This is a genomic window from Tumebacillus algifaecis (assembly GCF_002243515.1).
Lineage (GTDB): Bacteria > Bacillota > Bacilli > Tumebacillales > Tumebacillaceae > Tumebacillus_A > Tumebacillus_A algifaecis.
In genome coordinates this window covers 3,330,986-3,347,886 of record NZ_CP022657.1, presented here as the reverse complement: position 1 = coordinate 3,347,886, position 16,901 = coordinate 3,330,986, and the positions used below count along the sequence as shown (strand labels likewise).

The 16,901-nt window shown below is 53.6% G+C and carries 16 protein-coding genes and 8 tRNA genes; 19 read left to right on the top strand and 5 right to left on the bottom strand.

Features of this window, described 5'->3' with window-relative positions; all coding sequences use genetic code 11:
* Positions 1–173 precede the first annotated feature (173 nt).
* The gene (locus tag CIG75_RS14530) at positions 174–1,166 is read right to left on the bottom strand and encodes an ABC transporter permease (protein WP_094237286.1); all 993 of its coding nucleotides are present in this window, start codon (positions 1,164–1,166) and stop codon (positions 174–176) included.
* On the bottom strand, positions 1,159–2,091 hold the full coding sequence (locus tag CIG75_RS14525) for an ABC transporter ATP-binding protein (RefSeq protein WP_094237285.1): 933 nt from the start codon (positions 2,089–2,091) through the stop codon (positions 1,159–1,161). The genes CIG75_RS14530 and CIG75_RS14525 overlap by 8 nt, the downstream gene beginning before the upstream one ends.
* Before the next feature lie 206 nt (positions 2,092–2,297).
* On the opposite strand from CIG75_RS14525, the gene CIG75_RS14520 reads away from it, so the two are divergent.
* Positions 2,298–3,152, top strand: coding sequence for a GDSL-type esterase/lipase family protein (locus CIG75_RS14520; protein ID WP_094237284.1), 855 nt, complete (start codon positions 2,298–2,300; stop codon positions 3,150–3,152).
* A 124-nt stretch (positions 3,153–3,276) separates the two neighbouring features.
* Here CIG75_RS14520 and serS read toward each other — a convergent pair whose 3' ends face one another.
* A complete protein-coding gene (serS, locus tag CIG75_RS14515; protein WP_094237283.1) occupies positions 3,277–4,554 on the bottom strand; it encodes a serine--tRNA ligase in 1,278 nt (425 codons plus the stop codon).
* A gap of 365 nt (positions 4,555–4,919) precedes the next feature.
* On the opposite strand from serS, the gene CIG75_RS14510 reads away from it, so the two are divergent.
* Together CIG75_RS14510 and CIG75_RS14505 are read left to right on the top strand one after the other, a co-directional pair.
* Positions 4,920–7,427 carry a U32 family peptidase gene (locus CIG75_RS14510; RefSeq protein WP_094237282.1) on the top strand — a complete coding sequence of 836 codons (2,508 nt, stop codon included), beginning with the start codon at positions 4,920–4,922 and terminating at the stop codon, positions 7,425–7,427.
* A 158-nt stretch (positions 7,428–7,585) separates the two neighbouring features.
* Positions 7,586–8,089: a hypothetical protein gene (locus CIG75_RS14505; RefSeq protein WP_094237281.1), complete on the top strand. Its 504-nt coding sequence runs from the start codon at positions 7,586–7,588 to the stop codon at positions 8,087–8,089.
* A gap of 63 nt (positions 8,090–8,152) precedes the next feature.
* On the opposite strand, the gene CIG75_RS14500 is transcribed toward CIG75_RS14505, so the two are convergent.
* Positions 8,153–9,535: an RsmF rRNA methyltransferase first C-terminal domain-containing protein gene (locus CIG75_RS14500; protein WP_227874238.1), complete on the bottom strand. Its 1,383-nt coding sequence runs from the start codon at positions 9,533–9,535 to the stop codon at positions 8,153–8,155.
* 139 nt (positions 9,536–9,674) lie between these two features.
* Here CIG75_RS14500 and pabB point away from each other — a divergent pair, with 139 nt between their 5' ends.
* From pabB to CIG75_RS14440, 12 genes are all read left to right on the top strand, one after another.
* The gene (gene pabB, locus CIG75_RS14495) at positions 9,675–11,129 is read left to right on the top strand and encodes an aminodeoxychorismate synthase, component I (RefSeq protein WP_407701295.1); all 1,455 of its coding nucleotides are present in this window, start codon (positions 9,675–9,677) and stop codon (positions 11,127–11,129) included.
* Entirely contained in the window at positions 11,126–11,713 is a 588-nt protein-coding gene (gene pabA, locus CIG75_RS14490; RefSeq protein WP_094237278.1) for an aminodeoxychorismate/anthranilate synthase component II, read from the top strand. Before pabB ends, pabA begins: the two co-directional genes overlap by 4 nt.
* On the top strand, positions 11,698–12,516 hold the full coding sequence (locus CIG75_RS14485) for an aminotransferase class IV (RefSeq protein WP_094237277.1): 819 nt from the start codon (positions 11,698–11,700) through the stop codon (positions 12,514–12,516). Before pabA ends, CIG75_RS14485 begins: the two co-directional genes overlap by 16 nt.
* A 139-nt stretch (positions 12,517–12,655) precedes the next feature.
* Positions 12,656–12,731 (top strand) — tRNA-Lys (locus tag CIG75_RS14480).
* A gap of 203 nt (positions 12,732–12,934) precedes the next feature.
* A tRNA-Gly gene (locus tag CIG75_RS14475) sits at positions 12,935–13,009 on the top strand.
* 17 nt (positions 13,010–13,026) lie between these two features.
* Positions 13,027–13,110: transfer RNA gene (locus CIG75_RS14470), tRNA-Leu, on the top strand.
* A gap of 8 nt (positions 13,111–13,118) precedes the next feature.
* Positions 13,119–13,194: transfer RNA gene (locus CIG75_RS14465), tRNA-Ala, on the top strand.
* 5 nt (positions 13,195–13,199) lie between these two features.
* Positions 13,200–13,275: transfer RNA gene (locus CIG75_RS14460), tRNA-Thr, on the top strand.
* 6 nt (positions 13,276–13,281) lie between these two features.
* Positions 13,282–13,358 (top strand) — tRNA-Glu (locus CIG75_RS14455).
* Between the two features lie 18 nt (positions 13,359–13,376).
* Positions 13,377–13,452 (top strand) — tRNA-Phe (locus tag CIG75_RS14450).
* A gap of 11 nt (positions 13,453–13,463) precedes the next feature.
* Positions 13,464–13,540, top strand: a tRNA-Ile gene (locus CIG75_RS14445).
* Between the two features lie 119 nt (positions 13,541–13,659).
* Positions 13,660–13,884 (top strand): hypothetical protein, encoded by a 225-nt coding sequence (locus tag CIG75_RS14440; RefSeq protein ID WP_094237276.1) that lies wholly within the window; start codon positions 13,660–13,662, stop codon positions 13,882–13,884.
* 36 nt (positions 13,885–13,920) lie between these two features.
* On the opposite strand, the gene CIG75_RS14435 is transcribed toward CIG75_RS14440, so the two are convergent.
* Positions 13,921–14,421: an Hsp20/alpha crystallin family protein gene (locus CIG75_RS14435; RefSeq protein WP_157729571.1), complete on the bottom strand. Its 501-nt coding sequence runs from the start codon at positions 14,419–14,421 to the stop codon at positions 13,921–13,923.
* Between the two features lie 791 nt (positions 14,422–15,212).
* On the opposite strand from CIG75_RS14435, the gene CIG75_RS14430 reads away from it, so the two are divergent.
* From CIG75_RS14430 to CIG75_RS14415, 4 genes are all read left to right on the top strand, one after another.
* On the top strand, positions 15,213–15,458 hold the full coding sequence (locus tag CIG75_RS14430; protein WP_094237274.1) for a spore germination protein: 246 nt from the start codon (positions 15,213–15,215) through the stop codon (positions 15,456–15,458).
* A gap of 5 nt (positions 15,459–15,463) precedes the next feature.
* The gene (locus tag CIG75_RS14425; RefSeq protein ID WP_094237273.1) at positions 15,464–15,688 is read left to right on the top strand and encodes a hypothetical protein; all 225 of its coding nucleotides are present in this window, start codon (positions 15,464–15,466) and stop codon (positions 15,686–15,688) included.
* 105 nt (positions 15,689–15,793) lie between these two features.
* Complete coding sequence (gene gerPC / locus CIG75_RS14420) at positions 15,794–16,030, top strand: spore germination protein GerPC (RefSeq protein WP_157729570.1); 237 nt, start codon at positions 15,794–15,796, stop codon at positions 16,028–16,030.
* Positions 16,031–16,200: 170 nt separating this feature from the next.
* The gene (locus CIG75_RS14415) at positions 16,201–16,893 is read left to right on the top strand and encodes a CoA transferase subunit A (protein ID WP_094238447.1); all 693 of its coding nucleotides are present in this window, start codon (positions 16,201–16,203) and stop codon (positions 16,891–16,893) included.
* The last annotated feature ends 8 nt before the right edge of the window (positions 16,894–16,901 follow it).

Below are 16,901 nucleotides of genomic sequence, written 5' to 3'. Positions count from 1 at the left end.
TGTTTGACGACCGGGCACGGCGGAAGGTCAGGACCTTGCCAGATCAAGAACAACGTTTGGCATTTACTCCCACCTGCCTGTTGAACCAAGCCGTGCAACATCATGCCCCGCCCTTACGGCAAGGTACACAAAAACCACTCTCGTCTGAGAGTGGTTTTTGCGTTGCCATGAACTTAGGCCAACACATCTCGCTTCGTGAAAGAAGTAAAGGAGATCACAAGCGACGCAGCGGCCCAGATCGCCAGCACGCAAAGCGAATAGCCAAGCGTCAACCCGTCCACCGCCGGGGGCATGCCATTGATATATCCGGCGAGGTTGAGATGTGTGGTGAACACATATTTGGTCAGCGGGAAATCGGTCGCGAGCTGTACCATGATGCTCCCACCGATCAGGACGGCCAGCATCACGCCCATGCCAGTCGCCGTGCCGCGCACCAGCACCGAGACCATGAACGACAAAGTCGCCACTGCAATCGCAGCGATCCAGCCCAGTCCGTAGTTCATCAGCATCAACTGCCAATGGGGAATTACCCGCACGTTGTCGGCGTCGAGCGTTCCATTGACGATCTGAAATCCGGTCAACATGGGCGCATCCCAACCTTTGTAACCAAAGAATAGGCCGGATATGGTGTAGGAGAGCACGCCCATCGCGAGCACGGTCAGCGTGGTGAAGATCAACAGCGTCAAATATTTGCTCATCAAAATCTTCCAGCGCTTCACAGGTCTGGTCAAAAGCAACTTGATCGTCCCATCCTGATGCTCTGACGACACGATGTCGGTCGCCACGACGATGACGAGCAGCGGCAAAAATAAGGAAATGCCGAACTGCATAAAGATGCGGGTGAACGAGGTGGCACCAGGCTCAGCGGGGTTGATGTCCCGCTCGAGGTAATATTTGTTTTGCTCAAGTTGCAACTGCAACGCTTTTCTGCGCGACTCATCGAGCGTCGGATTGGCCAGACGGCGTTCGGTCTCGGTGATCTGTTTGCCTACATCGGCTCGCCAGTCGGTGATACCGCTCTGCGCTTGTTGTTTCTCCTGCTGGTTATGCTGCCCGTAAGCGAACAGCGGAATCAGTACGGCAAGAATCAGCAACACGACGAGAAAACGTTTTTTCCGTAGCACTTTCAACGTCTCGTTGCGCGTCAATTGATAGAGGTTACGCAATCGTGTCACCTCCTCCGGTGATTTCCAGGAACAGCTCTTCCAACTGCCCTTGTACCTGTACGCCGTACAATTTGATGCCCGCTGAGATCAATTTCTCGTTGACCCGTGCGGTCTGATCGGCCGTCAGAATCCCGACAATTTTGTTTTCGCCGAGCAACTCGACATGCTCGTCTCCGATCTCAGCGGCGATCAACGCATAAGCGGTCTCGCGTGCATCGACCGTCCACTCCACGCGATTGGTGCCCGTGTGCACGATCTCTTCAACGGTGGCAACCTTCAAAATCTGACCATTTGACAAGATGGCAACCCGATCGCACATCATCTGCACTTCGGCCAGCATGTGCGAGGAGACAAACACCGCCAAGCCTTCTTCCCGTGCCAAGCGCCGGATAAACTCGCGCAGTTCACGAATCCCCGCCGGGTCGAGCCCGTTGGTCGGTTCGTCCAAAATCAACAGCTTGGGGGAAGCGAGCAGGGCTTGGGCAATGCCGAGGCGTTGGCGCATCCCGAGCGAATAGGTTTTGACTTTGTCATGAATGCGGTTGTCCATCCGCACCAGTTTCACCACTTCCTCGATTCGCTCATCGGGCAGATCGAGCATGCGGGCAAAATGTTCAAGGTTCTGCCAGCCGGTCATGTATTTATACAGTTCAGGATTTTCCACGATACAGCCGACACAGCGCATCGCGTCCAAAAAGTTTTTTTGCACATCATGGCCACCGATCAACACATGGCCTGCGGTCGGTTTGATCAACCCGACAATCATGCGAATGGTCGTGGTCTTGCCAGCCCCATTGGGGCCGAGGAAGCCGAACACTTCGCCTTCGAACACGTCAAACGTGATATCCTGCACGATCGTGCGGCGTTTGATCGTCTTTTGCAAATGACGTACGGACAAGGCGATCGGACGATTTTGGTCAGTCAAGCGATGGTCCTCCTTGCTTGCGATAAGTTGTGCTGGTATCTACTAGTGTAGCAGAATGTTGCATGTTCTCATAGAAATTGTCGCCTTTCGAAAATTGATCAACAAAAATCCCCTTCTTCTTGCCAAATCGAAGAAAGAGGTCTGATTTGCATGCAAGCACAGGACTATCTATGATAGACTAAAGTGAAGGAGGTGCCCTACACACGATGAAGAAAAAACGATCTTTTCTCTGGGGCAGCGTCTTATTTTTGGCACTGGCCAGTGCAGCGGTCCTCACAACAGGCTTTACGCTCGCGCTGATCGAGCCAGGTGATGATACGTCATCGCTTTCGACCACCTCGGAAAAAACGGAGCAGGAAGCAGCCACACCGGCCGTTGCAGTTGATCAGAAGGCAGGCGAACCCGCTCTGATCGTCGCCATCGGCGACTCGCTGACCAAAGGCATTGGTGATACGTCAGGCAAAGGCTACGTCGGCAACTTGAAAACACGTCTGGAAGAGACGGGACAGAAAGTCAATGTTCACAACCTCGGCATCAGCGGACTTGAGTCGTCCGAACTCGTCAAGTCGGTGCAAAATCCGGGTGTGCAACAATATTTCGAAGATGCGAACCTGATCATGGTCTCGATCGGAGGCAATGATATCACACACTCCATCGGCGGAGTGGATAAAATTCTCGGCAGCGCAGGCATCGACCAAGCGGCGATTCTGTCTGCCCAAGAGAAGTATCTCAGCAACATCCAGGAAATCTTGACCACCATTCGCAAAAGCAATGGGCAAGCGCCGATCATCGTGCTTGGGCTGTACAATCCTTTCGACGGTCTGACCGATGACAAGGGGCTGTCCAACCAACTTCTGCTCGACTGGAATGACCACTTGAGAAAAGTCACTCAAGCGTTCCCGCAGGTGAAAGTGGTACCGATGTTCGACCTGTTCCAATGGAACAACAGCTCCTTGCTTTCCTTCGACCATTTCCATCCGAACAATCAAGGCTATGAGAAGATGGCGGAACGCATTTACGAGGGTCTGCCCGATGCTTTGCGAGCTGTCGTGAAACAATAGCTAATTCTTGAATCGCTTGGTCATAAAAGAGCATCCCTTCCGCTGGCGGTAAAGGGATGCTCTTTTCGTGCCTATTTTCAAAAGAAAGACCGCAGGTTAGCAACCTGCGGTCTGATCGTCTTGTTTAGTTCGGTTTGATCTCTTCCACGCCATTCATGTACTTGCGCAGCGCTTTCGGAATGTAGATCGAGCCATCTTTGCGCTGGTGGTTCTCAAGCAGCGGGATCAAGATACGAGGTGTTGCCACCGCTGTGTTATTCAGCGTATGGCAGAACTGCAACTGCCCGTTTTCATCACGATAGCGGATGTTCGAGCGGCGCGCTTGGAACTCGTGCAGGTTGGAAGCCGATTGCGTTTCCCCGTAGCTCTCACGGCTAGGCATCCACGTTTCAATGTCATATTTCTTGTACACGCCTTGGCCAATATCTCCGGTGCAAACGCTGACCACACGGTAGGGAAGCTCCAACAGTTGGAGCAGGTCTTCCGCATTTTTCGTGATCGTCTGCAAAATTTGCTCCGAAACTTCGGGATCATTTTTGCAGATGACAACTTGTTCCACCTTCGCAAATTGGTGTACGCGGTACAAGCCACGCACATCGCGACCTGCCGAACCCGCTTCGCTGCGGAAGCAGTTCGAGACGCCAGCGAACTTCACAGGTTGCTCAACGTCAACCACTTCGTTGCTGTAATAGGAGACGAGGGGAACTTCCGAGGTGCCGACGAGATATTTTTGATCTTCAAGCGCATAGGTCTGATCCAGACCGAGCGGGAAGAAGCCGGTGTTTGTGAACATTTCCTCACGCAGCATCACCGGGACATCCATCACCGTAAACCCGCGGTCAGTCAGCAGATCGATGGCCAGCGACTGGACTGCACGATGCAGGTAGGCGCCGACGCCTTTCAAATAATAGTTGCGCGTCCCGGCCACTTTTACGCCGCGCGCGATGTCAAACAGGTCAAATTTTTCGCCGAGCGCGACATGATCGAGCGGCTCAAAATCGAATACCGGAACGTCGCCGACACGGCGCACTTCCACGTTGTCAGCATCCGACTCACCGATCGGCGTGTCAGGCGAGATGATGTTCGGCACGCGCAGCATCAAGTCACGCAGTTTGCCTTCCACATCGTGAAGCGAGCTTTCCAACGCAGCGATGCTCGCATTGATCTGGCGCACTTGCTCTTTGGTCTGCTCCATCTCTTCTTTTTTGCCTTGTTTGGCTAACTGCGGCATCATTTGCGACAGTTGGTTGCGCTGCATGCGGTACTGCTCCAGTTCCTGCAAGATGCGGCGGCGCTCCACGTCATGCGACAAAAGATCGTCGATCGATACGTCAATCCCCTTTTGCTTCGCGACCTGTTGCACGATTTCCGGATGCTCACGGATGTAACGAATGTCCAACATTATCCTTCACTCCTTCAGTAAAATTTATCTAATTGAACACAAAAAGCGCCCTCATCCTTTTGGGACGAGGAGCGCTTTCTCGCGGTGCCACCCAATTTGACCAGATCTCTTTTGGAAAAAGAAAATCTGACCCTCTTAGCACTGCTGTAACGGGCAGTACCCGGTCTATTCGTCACAGACGCCTCTGAGTTGGATGCTCTTCACCGGCATGATTCCGCTCTCGATTTTAATTGGCTCTATTATAAGGTAGGATGCTACGAAATGACAATAGGTATTCTTTTTCCCAGCAATTCTTTCGTCATTTCGGGAAAACATGTACAATAAACAAGTTAGACTGAATTAGGTGAAACGGATGGTGACCATAGATGAGAACAGACCTGAGACGTGAAGATATCGAACTGCTCGCGCCTGCGGGAAACTGGGAGGCGATGCGCGCAGCCGTTGCTAACGGAGCGAACGCCGTCTATTTTGGTGTCGAAAAATTTAATGCCCGAGCTCGGGCCCACAACTTCTTGATGGCCGAACTGCCGGATATTATGGAGTTCCTTCATATGTACGGAGTCAAAGGCTTTTTGACCTTCAACATTCTCGTGTTTGAAAACGAGTTGGAAGATGCCAAAGAGCTAATCGACGCCTGCATCGATGCTGGAGTGGACGCGGTGATCGTCCAAGACCTCGGATTGGTCCGCATGATCCGTGAGATCTCCCCCGATTTTCCGATCCACGGATCGACGCAGATGACGATCACCTCCTCGGAAGCGGTGGAGTTTACCAAACCGTATGACATGGAGCGGGTCGTCCTCGGTCGTGAAAACTCACTCAAACACATTCAAAAAATTGCAGCCGATACGAAAAGCGAACTGGAAGTGTTCGTCCACGGCGCGTTGTGCGTCTCCTATTCCGGCCAATGCCTAACTTCCGAAATGTGGGGCGGTCGCTCAGCCAACCGCGGCGAATGTGCCCAGGCTTGCCGTCTGCCGTATGACATGATCGTAGACAACGAGTTGAAAGACATGGGCAACATCGCCTACGTCCTTTCCCCGAAAGACCTGGCCGCACTCGAACTGGTGCCGGAGCTGATCGAAGCGGGTGTGACCTCCTTCAAAATTGAAGGCCGACTCAAATCGGCCGAGTATGTGGCCAACGTCGTCTCCAAATACAGCCGTGCGATCGATGCATATTTTGCTGGCGAAGCGTATGACCCGAACGTGATCGACATCGCCGAACTGGAGCAAAGCTTCTCGCGTGGCTTTACACACGGTTTTTTGTCGGGCACTAACCATCAGGAGCTGGTTGACGGCACCTTCCCGAAAAAGCGCGGTGTCTTTCTCGGCCATGTGAAAAAAGTGTTTCGCGACGCGATCCTGATCGATCTGCAAGCACCGCTCAAGCGCGGCGATGGCATCGTGTTCGACGCAGGAGATCCGACGCAAGACGAAGAGGGAGGCCGCGTCTACGATCTACGCATCAAAGGGCAGAAGATTGAAGGTAAGGTCGAAGCGGGCATGTACGAAATCGTCATGGGCCGCAACGACGTCAACCTCGGTCGCATCAACGTCGGCGACAAAGTATGGCGTACATCCGACCCGGAACTGGATCGCAGACTGCGCAAGACGTTCGATACGGAAAAGCCCTATCGTACCTTCCCAGTCAACGTCTCCGTACATGGCACGATCGGCCAGCCGCTGGTGACGATCTGGACCGATGTCAAGACCGAGCAAACGGTGACGATCAAATCGGACAAAGCGGCTGAAGCGGCGCTGAAACGACCGCTGAGCGACGAAGTGCTGCGCGACCAACTCGGACGACTAGGCGGTACTGTCTACCATCTGGGTGAGCTCACACTGGATCTCGAAGGCGAGATCATCGTACCGATGTCTGAGCTAAATCGGATGCGCCGCGAAGCAAGCGAGCAGTTGCTGGCTTTGCGCATCGCACCGCGCCAGTATCAAAAGCGCGATGTCGATGTCTACGAGGATACGCTGGCAGCCGAGCCGGCTGATGGCAGTACGGCGAACCTGATCGCGCTGTGCCGTTCGTTGGAGCAGATTGAAGCGGCAGGAAAGACGGATGTCGATTACATCTACGCCGATTTCGAATTTGTCCGCGACTATCCGAAAGCGGTCGAGTTGGCGCGTCAAGCAGGTAAAAAGATCGCACTTGCCACTCCGCGCATCCTGATGCCGGGCGAACGCGGCATTTTGCTGAACATCATCAAAGCAAAGCCGGACGGAATCCTGATTCGCAACACCGGAGCGGCGTACTTCTTTGAGCAAGAGCGTCCGGAAGGCATCGAACTGATCGGCGACTTCTCCTTGAACATCGCCAACCACAAAGCGGCCAACCTGTTCCTTGAGCGCGGTCTCAAGAGGGTCACCGCGTCCTACGACTTGAACACTGAGCAGATGGTTGATCTGCTGTCCCAATCGGATGCCAGCAAGATCGAGGTGGTCATCCACCAGCACATGCCGATGTTCCACACCGAGCATTGCGTGTATGCGACGTTCTTGTCGGAAGGCAATGACTATACGAACTGCGGACAAGTTTGTGAACAGCATCGCGTATCGCTGCGCGACCGCGTCGATTTTGAACACCCGGTTCGCGTGGACACCGGATGCCGCAACACCGTCTACAACGCGGTGGATCAATCGGGGGCCGAATTCCTGAGTGAATTCTTGCAATACGGTGTGTGCACCTACCGTGTTGAGTTCCTCGAAGAGGACGGTGGTCGTGTCCAAGAGGTGTTGAAACTCTACCGCCAAGCACTGCAAAACGAAGTGACAGGCACGCACGTCTGGCGCACATTAAACGCCACCAACCAATTGGGTGTCACCCGCGGGCAGTTGAACAAGACGGGTGTGACGAGAGGGTAATCGCAACATTCGATGGAGAAGCTGATCTGCGGATCAGCTTCTTTTTTAAATTGGCACCTGATTTAATCCGAGGTAAACTGATTGACTGTGCGCTTTATCGTGTTAAAATGTTTGTATTGGCTCTATCATCTTTCTTATTTGTGAAGGGGGGTAAGCCGATGCACATCATCGGGAACGCAGAAGCAAACGGATTGATCGTGCAAAGCATTGTCGCCGGAAGCGGGATCTTTGAGAACCGCGCCCGCATGATCTTGCGCGAGAAGGGGATTGTCGAGATGGATGAACACGGCTGGTTCCCACTCTTAGCTGTGCTGGAGACGCTGGCCGAGCTGAAGCGGACGATCGGCAAAGAGATCATTTGTGAAATCGGCAAATCGGTCGCCTTGCGGACGAACCATATAGAGGGCGTGGAAACATTTGAACAGGCACTGCGCTCGTTAAACGAAATCTACCTCCTGAATCATCGGGGAGTCACCGACAAAGTCGTCTATGAATGTGTTCAACTCACCACCAAGCAGTTCCAGATCAGATGCTTCAATCTGTATCCCGTCCACTTTAATTTGGGAATCTTGCGCGGCATGGCTCGCAAATATTCCGATTTGGTGCGCATCGAGTCATTGCCGTCAGAGCTCGCGGGCGGCGAGTTTAAAGTGCTGTTGTAGTTCCGCCCAAGATGAAGATAAAAAGGCCGTCTTCCCATCGCCGGGAAGACGGCCTTTCTCCGATCAGGGCCAACGCAGACCTTTCGGATAGTGGTTTTTGATCATGCCGCTCGCTTGTTTCCCCCAACCGAGAGGAAAGCCGTCTACCGTCACGACGACCCATCCTTTGGCACTCTCGGCGTTTAATGTCTCACCGCGCAGGTAGTGCACGACATCTGGATGAGCGGCGGTCAGCGGTACGGTGTGCTGGATGTGGTCCACACGGAGTCCGAGAGCCAGCGCATGACTGGGTTCGAAACGGTTCTTCTTCAAGGTCCCCAGATGCCAACCGGGCCGGACCACTTTCAGTCCTTTCAGATCGGGCAGCCCACTCGGCACCAGATACAGGTTGTCCCCAAACAGAAGAAACTCGCCGCTCGGCATGTTGCGCAGAGCTTGTTCCGCAAACTGTTGATAACTTTTCAGTGCTTCGGCTGGAAGCTTGATCGGCTTCGACTCTTTCTGTCGCCGAGCAGGTTCACCGTCCGTTTTGCGCAGATGTGCGACAAAATGACCTTCGCCGCGTAGTCGGTGCGGCCACAGCCGTGCTGTTTTTGCCAATTCTGGCCGTCCGCCTGCTGCCCATTGTGGCTGCCCTGGCGAAAAGTGGTCGAACGTATGAATCTCCACAAGTTCAAAAACCGGATACTTTTGCAAAAACGACTCGATCAATCCTTCATTTTCAGCAGGCGCAAACGTACAGGTCGAATACACCAGCGTTCCGCCCGCCCGAAGCATCTGGGAGGCGACATCTAAAATATCGAGCTGGCGAACCGCGCAAGCTGTCACATGCCCTGGACTCCACTCCTCGCACGCATCGGGGTCTTTGCGGAACATCCCTTCTCCTGAACACGGCGCATCGACCAGAATTTTATCAAAAAAGGCGGGAAAGCGTTCGGCCAACCGATCGGGCATCTCGTTGGTCACAAGAGCATTGGTCACGCCACAACGCTCGATGTTCTCTGACAAAATCTTCGCCCGCTGCGGGTGGGGCTCGTTAGCGACGAGCAGTCCCGTCCCTTGCAGCAACGCAGCCAGATGGGTCGATTTTCCGCCCGGTGCCGCGCACAGATCGAGCACGCGGTCACCTCGCTTCGGCTGTAGTACCTCCGCGGCGGACATCGCCGACGGCTCCTGTATGTAGTAAACACCGGCCGCATGATACGGATGCTTCCCTGGCCGGTCGGGCGCTTCATAATAAAACCCGTCAGCCACCCAAGGCACTGCCGTCAAATGAAACGGGGCGATTTCCAAAAAGCGCTCCGGGTTTGTCTTCAGCGTGTTCACCCGCAGTCCCTGTACCGCAGGCTGGGTGAGCGCATCGTGAAAAGGGGCGTACTCCGCACCTAACAGCTCCTGCATGCGGGTCAAAAATGCCTCTGGATAATAAGTCCGCTCTTCTGCCAAGGACATCATCTCCCTGCCGAATATAGTTTCCGAACTTATATCTTACCATGTGCGTTGCAACAGCGGGAAACATATACTACAATTCGCGTAGATAGACCAGTTGCACCTGATCAGGGGGAACAAGCGCTTGAACAAACAAATGATGCAAAGCTACAGGAATCAGGGGTATCGTCTGATGCCTGTCGTCCGTACATACAACGGGGTTACGCTCGACACTTCCGAAATCTATGAGCGAGTAGGCTGGCAAGGCCCGCACCATTTTTTGCTGGAATCGGGGAAGATGGGCGACTACTCTTTTGTCGGCGGAGCACCCTTCGCCACGCTGACCGCCAAAAACGGTCAAGCGCACTTTATCCACGGCGAGCGGCAGGAAGAGCTGTTCGGTGACCCCTTGGAAATTCTGCGTGAAAAAATGGCACAGTTTCGCGCACCTTATATTGAGGGATTGCCCAAATTTCGCGGCGGCGCTGTCGGGTTTCTTTCCTATGACACGGCGCGTTCCATCGAGCGCCTTCCGCAGTTGAGCACCGACGACCTCGGGACGCCCGACCTCTATTTTGTCTTCGTGGACAAGCTCTGCGTGATCGACCATCGAAACGGGTTGCTGCATCTGATCGCCCACGCCGATTTGCAGGAAGAAGACGGGCTGGTGCAGGCAGACGCGGATTTGGACGTGATGGAACAACAACTGTTTCACGGGAGTTCGCAGGTGCCAGCATTTCCGGCCCGCATGGCCCAAGCAGACTGGCAGTTTTCGTTTTCCAAAGCGGCCTTCGAGGCGGCAGTCGTCCGCATCCAGGAGTATATCGGCCAAGGCGATGTGTTCCAAGTCAACCTCTCCGTCCGACAAGGTCGCACCTTGGGGGCCGCGCCCTATGAAATCTACAAGCATTTGCGCGAAATCAATCCGTCTCCCTTCTCGAGCTACCTGCACTTTCCGGAACTGCAGATCGTCTCCTGTTCGCCCGAGCTTTTGGTCAACGTTTTGCAAGGTGAATGCAACACGCGCCCAATCGCTGGAACGCGTCCACGCACAGGCGACTCCGAACTGGATCGACAGGCGGTGGAAGAGTTACGTAGCAACGAAAAAGAAAATGCGGAACATATCATGCTCGTCGATTTGGAGCGCAACGATCTCGGGCGCGTCTGTCGCTATGGCTCTGTCGAAGTCAATGAACTGATGGTGGTCGAAGAATACTCGCACGTCTTTCACCTCGTTTCCAATGTCCGCGGACAGTTGGGGGCAGGGCAAGATGCCTTCGATGTGATCCGCGCTACCTTCCCCGGTGGTACGATCACGGGAGCGCCGAAGATCCGCACGATGGAGATCATCGAAGAGTTGGAGCCGACCCGCCGTGGTCTGTATACCGGTTCGATCGGCTGGATCGATTTTGACGGCGATATGGAACTGAACATCGTCATCCGCACCTTGCAGGTACAAAATGGGATCGGCTACGTCCAAGCAGGGGCGGGCATCGTGATCGATTCCGTGCCGGAGCGGGAATACAAGGAATCGATGCGCAAAGCGAAAGCGCTGTGGGTCGCGATCGAAAAAGCGGAGCAGGCGGCGCAGGAAGGGGGAGAGCCAGCATGATTTTGATGATCGACAACTATGATTCTTTCGTGTACAACCTCGTGCAATACCTCGGGGAGATGGGGCACGAACTGGTGATCCGTCGCAATGATAGCATCACCGTGCAGGAGATCGCTGACCTGAACCCGCGTGTGATCGTCATCTCGCCTGGACCTTGCTCGCCGAACGAAGCGGGCGTATCACTCGAAGTGATCCGCACGTTCGCAGGCAAAATTCCTTTGCTCGGCGTCTGCCTCGGTCATCAGTCGATCGCACAGGCGTTTGGCGGTAAGGTCGTCCGTGCGGAGCGCCTCATGCATGGCAAAACGTCGCGGATCGAGCATGATGGTCGCACGATCTTCGCAGATCTTCCTTCGCCATTGACCGTTTGTCGCTACCACTCGCTGCTCGTCGAGCGCGAGTCGCTGCCCGACTGCTTTGAAATCTCGGCATGGACAGAAGCGGGCGAGATCATGGCGATCCGCCACAAAGAGCTGGCCGTCGAAGGTGTGCAGTTCCACCCCGAAGCGATTTTGACAGAGCATGGCAAGGAGATGCTTCGCAACTTTCTGGAAAGGCAGGGGCTCCGATGCACGTCTACCTAAATGGTCGCATTCTCCCAGCAGGGGAGGCGACTCTGTCCGTTTTTGACCACGGTTTTTTGTACGGCGCGGGGCTTTTTGAAACGATGCGCACCGTCGGCGGGTCTCCGATGTTCTGGCCGGAGCATGTCCGCCGCCTGCGCACATCTGCGGAGTGGTTGGGCATTCCGATTCGGTGGAGCGACGAAGAGTTGGAACGCGCGGTCATTGAGACGGTGCGAGCGAACGCACTTGAAGATGCGTATGTCCGGCTGACCATTTCGCGCGGAGAAGGCGCTCTTGGACCAAGCGGAGCTACCTGCATCGAGCCGACGCTGATCATCTACGTCAAGGAACTCGTCCTGCCGCCAATCGCTGAGCGCAACTTGATCGTTTTCGAGACGGTGCGCAGCACCCCAGAAACGCCAGTGCGCGCCAAAACGCTCAACTACCTCAACAGCCTGCTCGCCTATCGGGAGCTCGAAATGAGAGGGGCAGCAGAAGGCATGCAACTGACCGCAGAAGGGTACGTCGCAGAAGGGGCGGTCAGCAACCTCTTTTTCGTCGTGGACGGTGAAATCTGGACCCCATCCCTCGACACAGGCATTCTGCCGGGGATCATCCGCGAATGGGTGTTGGGGCAACTGCCCGTTTTGGAAAAGCGCTTTACGCCTTCGGACATTGCCCATGCTTCCGAAGCGTTCACCACGTCATCGGTCATCGGGATTCTCCCCGCCACTTCACTAGAAGGCAGACCGTTCGGAGACGGAACGATCGGCCCGGTGACACGACAGCTCCTTGAAAAATGGAGAAAAATCTCATCTTAAAAAACGTAGAATACCTCTTGCACTCTAGCAATACACGTGATATATTATCTCTTGTCGCCACGAGAGATCGTCGCGAATGTAGCCCATCTCATTGCGAGCAAGTCGGTCGCGGTGGTAGATGTGGCAACATCCTCGATGTGAGCCATTAGCTCAGTTGGTAGAGCAACTGACTTTTAATCAGTGGGTCGAAGGTTCGAGTCCTTCATGGCTCACCACTTGTTTTGAGGTAGCCCCGCTAAGAACGCGACGTCCTGTCGCAACGTGGGACAGAGGTAGCCCCGCTAGGAACGCGACGTCCTGTCGCACGCGGGACAGAGGTAGCCCCGCTAGGAACGCGACGTCCTGTCGCACGCGGGACAGAGGTAGCCCCGCTAGGAACGCGACGTCCTGTCGCACGCGGGACGCATATATCCTATATGCGGAAGTGGCTCAGGGGTAGAGCATCGCCTTGCCAAGGCGAGGGTCGCGGGTTCGAATCCCGTCTTCCGCTCCATTTTTACAACAAAAGATGCGGTCGTGGTGGAATGGCAGACACGCACGCTTGAGGGGCGTGTGGGGCAACCCGTGGAAGTTCGAGTCTTCTCGACCGCACCATCTTTTTCGGGGGTATAGCTCAGTTGGTAGAGCACCTGCCTTGCAAGCAGGGGGTCAGCGGTTCGAATCCGCTTATCTCCACCATCTTTGCCTTTTTAGCTCAGTAGGTAGAGCGCATCCATGGTAAGGATGAGGTCATCGGTTCGATTCCGGTAAAAGGCACCATCGCATGGCTCGTTGGAGAAGCGGCTTAACTCACCGCCCTTTCAAGGCGGCATTCACGGGTTCGAATCCCGTACGAGTCACCATTTTTTCTAACTACACAAGGCTCGGTAGCTCAGTCGGTAGAGCAGAGGACTGAAAATCCTCGTGTCGGCGGTTCGATTCCGTCCCGAGCCACCATTTTTGGATATGGGCCCATAGCTCAGTTGGCTAGAGCGCACGACTGATAATCGTGAGGTCGGAAGTTCGAATCTTCTTGGGCCCACCATTCAATAAACGCAAACAAGGGTTCAAGCCTATAAACTCAGTATGCGCGAAAGCGGTGTCTCCTGACACCGCTTTTTTATTTTGGCATACATTGCTACTAGCGGAGAGGAGGAGGCGTTGATGCCAATTGGCGGAATCAATATTTTTGCTTTCAAGGTCAATATGATCGACAAAGGCTACGTCAACATCGGTCCTCTGCTTGTGGCGGACTGGAACGGCCTATCCAAACAAAACTTTGGCACAGGTGAAGCAAACGGTGATGGCAACGCGATGTTTACAGGCGCGACTCTCGTTCAAGATTCGGATGCTGTAGAACTTCCACTTTCCAGACAAAGCCTCGTCTAACTAAAAAATCGTCGGGCAATCTGCCCCGGCGATTTTTTAGTTACGAGGATCGCGTTGAATGGAAATCCGCTTTTTGGGCTCCTCATGCCGCTGTTGCACAATCGGCAAGGTGATCTCTAAGAGTCCGTTCAGATACCTGGCCTGCACGCCATCTTCGACCACTTTTTCTGACAGCGCAATCGTGCGTCGGAACTCGCCGGTGCTCCGCTCCGACAGCAGCGTTTGCTCGCGCCGAAATCGCCGCGGCAATTGCCCACTCACGACCAATTCTCCATTTTGGACATAGAGATCGATGCCGTCCGTATTCACAAGCCCAGGCAACTCGACATGCACAATCAGCTTGCCTTCCAGGCGATACACATCGACAGCAGGGCGTTGGCGCGCAGGATGTGCAGCCTGCTGCTCCGACTGGAGCGGAACTTCGGCGGCCTCTTCGCCATCTGGAATGACAGATAGGATATCCTCCCAAAAGTCATTCCCGAAGAACTGCCGCGCATGAGATTCCCACCTAGAAAACGAGCGGGCGTTCTTCTTCATCGCTGTCCCTCCCCATGCGTCTCTTTGGTTCACCATATGCGCCCAGCGTACATCGCGTAACAATATGTGTTTATTTGTTTTCGAACCCAAGCAAGTAAATTTTTTATAATTCCCGACTGGTAGTGAGAACGTGAGAGCATACATTAACAGTCGATTCTTTGCGCTTCCTAGTACCTTGTATCACCCATTCGAACGATGAAAAAGGCAGAGCGCGGTGCTCTGCCTTTCATTTTCTTGTCGCTCTGTTACTTCAGCGAGCAGTTCGATTGCGATACACATCAAGACTCCTGCAATGATACTTCGACTCTACTCCTGTGAAGCCTTAGTATGCGCCACCATCGACCGGAATGATCAGGATGAACAGCACAAAGATGATCAGAAAGACAACTGCCCATCGAGTAAACCCACCAAATTGTCCGTACACGTTGTTACCCCCTTTTTTGTTGCTCCAATAAATTATGCGAAATCCCTTCTATTTGGAAAGGCTTGTGTGCTAGGTAACTCAAATTCAGATCAAATAGAGCTACCGTTGCTGTGTTGCGCGTTTCGGTCTCGATGTGATACCTGTTTTTTGCTGATCATCTATCTCGATACTGTCTCCTGTCCATCAGACGGCGCAGGTTCTTCATTTAAAGCCTCATGAAAACGGTCGTCCATGGTGACGACCGTTTTCTTTTTCTGTTGCGAATACATCAACCACTTCCGACAAAATCACGTAGTTTTTTTATAGACGGGCACCAGTTTTCGAGCTAGTTCATACCGTAACAGTACGGGAAAAAGAGGTGGTAGCGATGTCCTTTACGATCAACATTTTCAACATAAAAGTGCACAATATCGAAAATGCGTCGGCGATGAATGTCGGCCAAAACTTGCTGAGCGATTTTAAAAACAACTCCAAACACAATATGGGGTACGGCCAGTTGATCGGCGACGGCAACACGCAAAAAGAGCTCCGAGCCAAGCTGGACGACCGTGACAAAATCGACGCGCCAAGCCGTGATACGACGATCACGAAGCTACCGTCGTTATTGAGGTGACGCAAATGCCAATCCAGATCAACATGAGTATGGTAAAAGTCAATCATGTCATGAACTCCTTTGTGAACATCGGTCCTAGCGTTAAAACGATCGTGCGTTCCAAAGCGTCGTTTAATCAAGGGTATGGTCAATCGATCGGCGAAGACAACCAGATCGAAACGAAGACACAGGTTGATGATCGTGATGGTGTGGATATGCCTTACCAAAAAATCGTGGTCCTGCCCCGATGAAGCTAAAAGTCATCTTTGATCTCAAAGAATTGAACATCACCAGTATGGAGCATGCCATGCTTAACATCGGAAAAAACCAAGTCGTTCGGCAGAAGCCGAAAAAGCGTGGTGAAGACGGTGGAGTGGAACACCTGGGAAGCGATTCTTCAGCTGCAGCGAAGAATCGAAGCGCTGGAGCGGGAAAACCAAAGCCTACAAAAGCAGATCAAGCAAAAACAGCGCCCGACGAACATTAAAAAGCTCGTCTACCACGTTCATGCCCTGCACATTCAAGAAATGAGTGGCACGATGAATATCGGAATCACGGCACCGATCGATGAAGACGAGGTGGAAATCGAGTGAAACTGCTCCGAAAAGGGGCAGTTTCTTTGGCTTTTCCCGCCAAATTCCGCTATGATAGGGAAGGAAGTGCTAGATGTGAAAGCGAATTCATACATCACATGTGTCAAAAAGCTTACTAGCCCTAAAGTTATGAGCAAGAAGGGACATACATAAAGGAGGTAACAACCGTGATTAACAAAGTCTATGACAGTGTACAAGAAGCCATTGCAGATATCCAAGACGGCGCCACCATCATGGCAGGCGGTTTTGGTCTGTGCGGCATCCCGGAGAATTTGATCCTTGCACTGCGCGATAAAGGCGTAAAAGACCTCACCGTCATCTCCAACAACTGCGGCGTCGATGAGTGGGGCCTCGGTTTGATGTTGCAAAACAAGCAGATCAAAAAGATGATCGCCTCCTACGTCGGTGAAAATAAAGAGTTCGAGCGCCAATTCCTCTCGGGCGAATTGGAAGTGGAACTGGTGCCGCAGGGGACGCTGGCCGAACGTTGCCGTGCTGGCGGTGCAGGCATCGGTGCCTTCTTCACCCCGGCGGGCGTTGGTACGCCGATCGCAGAAGGCAAAGAAACGCGCGTGATCGACGGCAAAGAATACATCCTCGAGTACCCGCTCCACGCTGATTTTGCGATCGTCAAAGCGTGGAAGGCCGATAAGATGGGCAACTTGATCTATCGCAAATCCACGCAGAACTTCAACCCGATGATGGCAACGGCAGGCAAGATCACCATCGCGGAAGTGGAAGAGATCGTCGAAGTAGGCGAACTGGACCCGGATCAAATCCATACCCCGAGCGTCTATGTTCAGCGTGTCGTGCTCGGGAAGCACGAGAAGCGCATTGAGCGCCGCACCACACGTCAAGGGTAATCAAACGG

Coding starts and splice junctions, on each gene's coding strand:
- CIG75_RS14520 (WP_094237284.1), top strand. CDS start 2,298: ATGAAGAAAAAACGATCTTTTCTCTGGGGCAGCGTCTTATTTTTGGCA.
- serS (WP_094237283.1), bottom strand. CDS start 4,554: ATGTTGGACATTCGTTACATCCGTGAGCATCCGGAAATCGTGCAACAG.
- CIG75_RS14510 (WP_094237282.1), top strand. CDS start 4,920: ATGAGAACAGACCTGAGACGTGAAGATATCGAACTGCTCGCGCCTGCG.
- CIG75_RS14505 (WP_094237281.1), top strand. CDS start 7,586: ATGCACATCATCGGGAACGCAGAAGCAAACGGATTGATCGTGCAAAGC.
- pabB (WP_407701295.1), top strand. CDS start 9,675: ATGATGCAAAGCTACAGGAATCAGGGGTATCGTCTGATGCCTGTCGTC.
- pabA (WP_094237278.1), top strand. CDS start 11,126: ATGATTTTGATGATCGACAACTATGATTCTTTCGTGTACAACCTCGTG.
- CIG75_RS14485 (WP_094237277.1), top strand. CDS start 11,698: ATGCACGTCTACCTAAATGGTCGCATTCTCCCAGCAGGGGAGGCGACT.
- CIG75_RS14440 (WP_094237276.1), top strand. CDS start 13,660: ATGCCAATTGGCGGAATCAATATTTTTGCTTTCAAGGTCAATATGATC.
- CIG75_RS14435 (WP_157729571.1), bottom strand. CDS start 14,421: ATGAAGAAGAACGCCCGCTCGTTTTCTAGGTGGGAATCTCATGCGCGG.
- CIG75_RS14430 (WP_094237274.1), top strand. CDS start 15,213: ATGTCCTTTACGATCAACATTTTCAACATAAAAGTGCACAATATCGAA.
- CIG75_RS14425 (WP_094237273.1), top strand. CDS start 15,464: ATGCCAATCCAGATCAACATGAGTATGGTAAAAGTCAATCATGTCATG.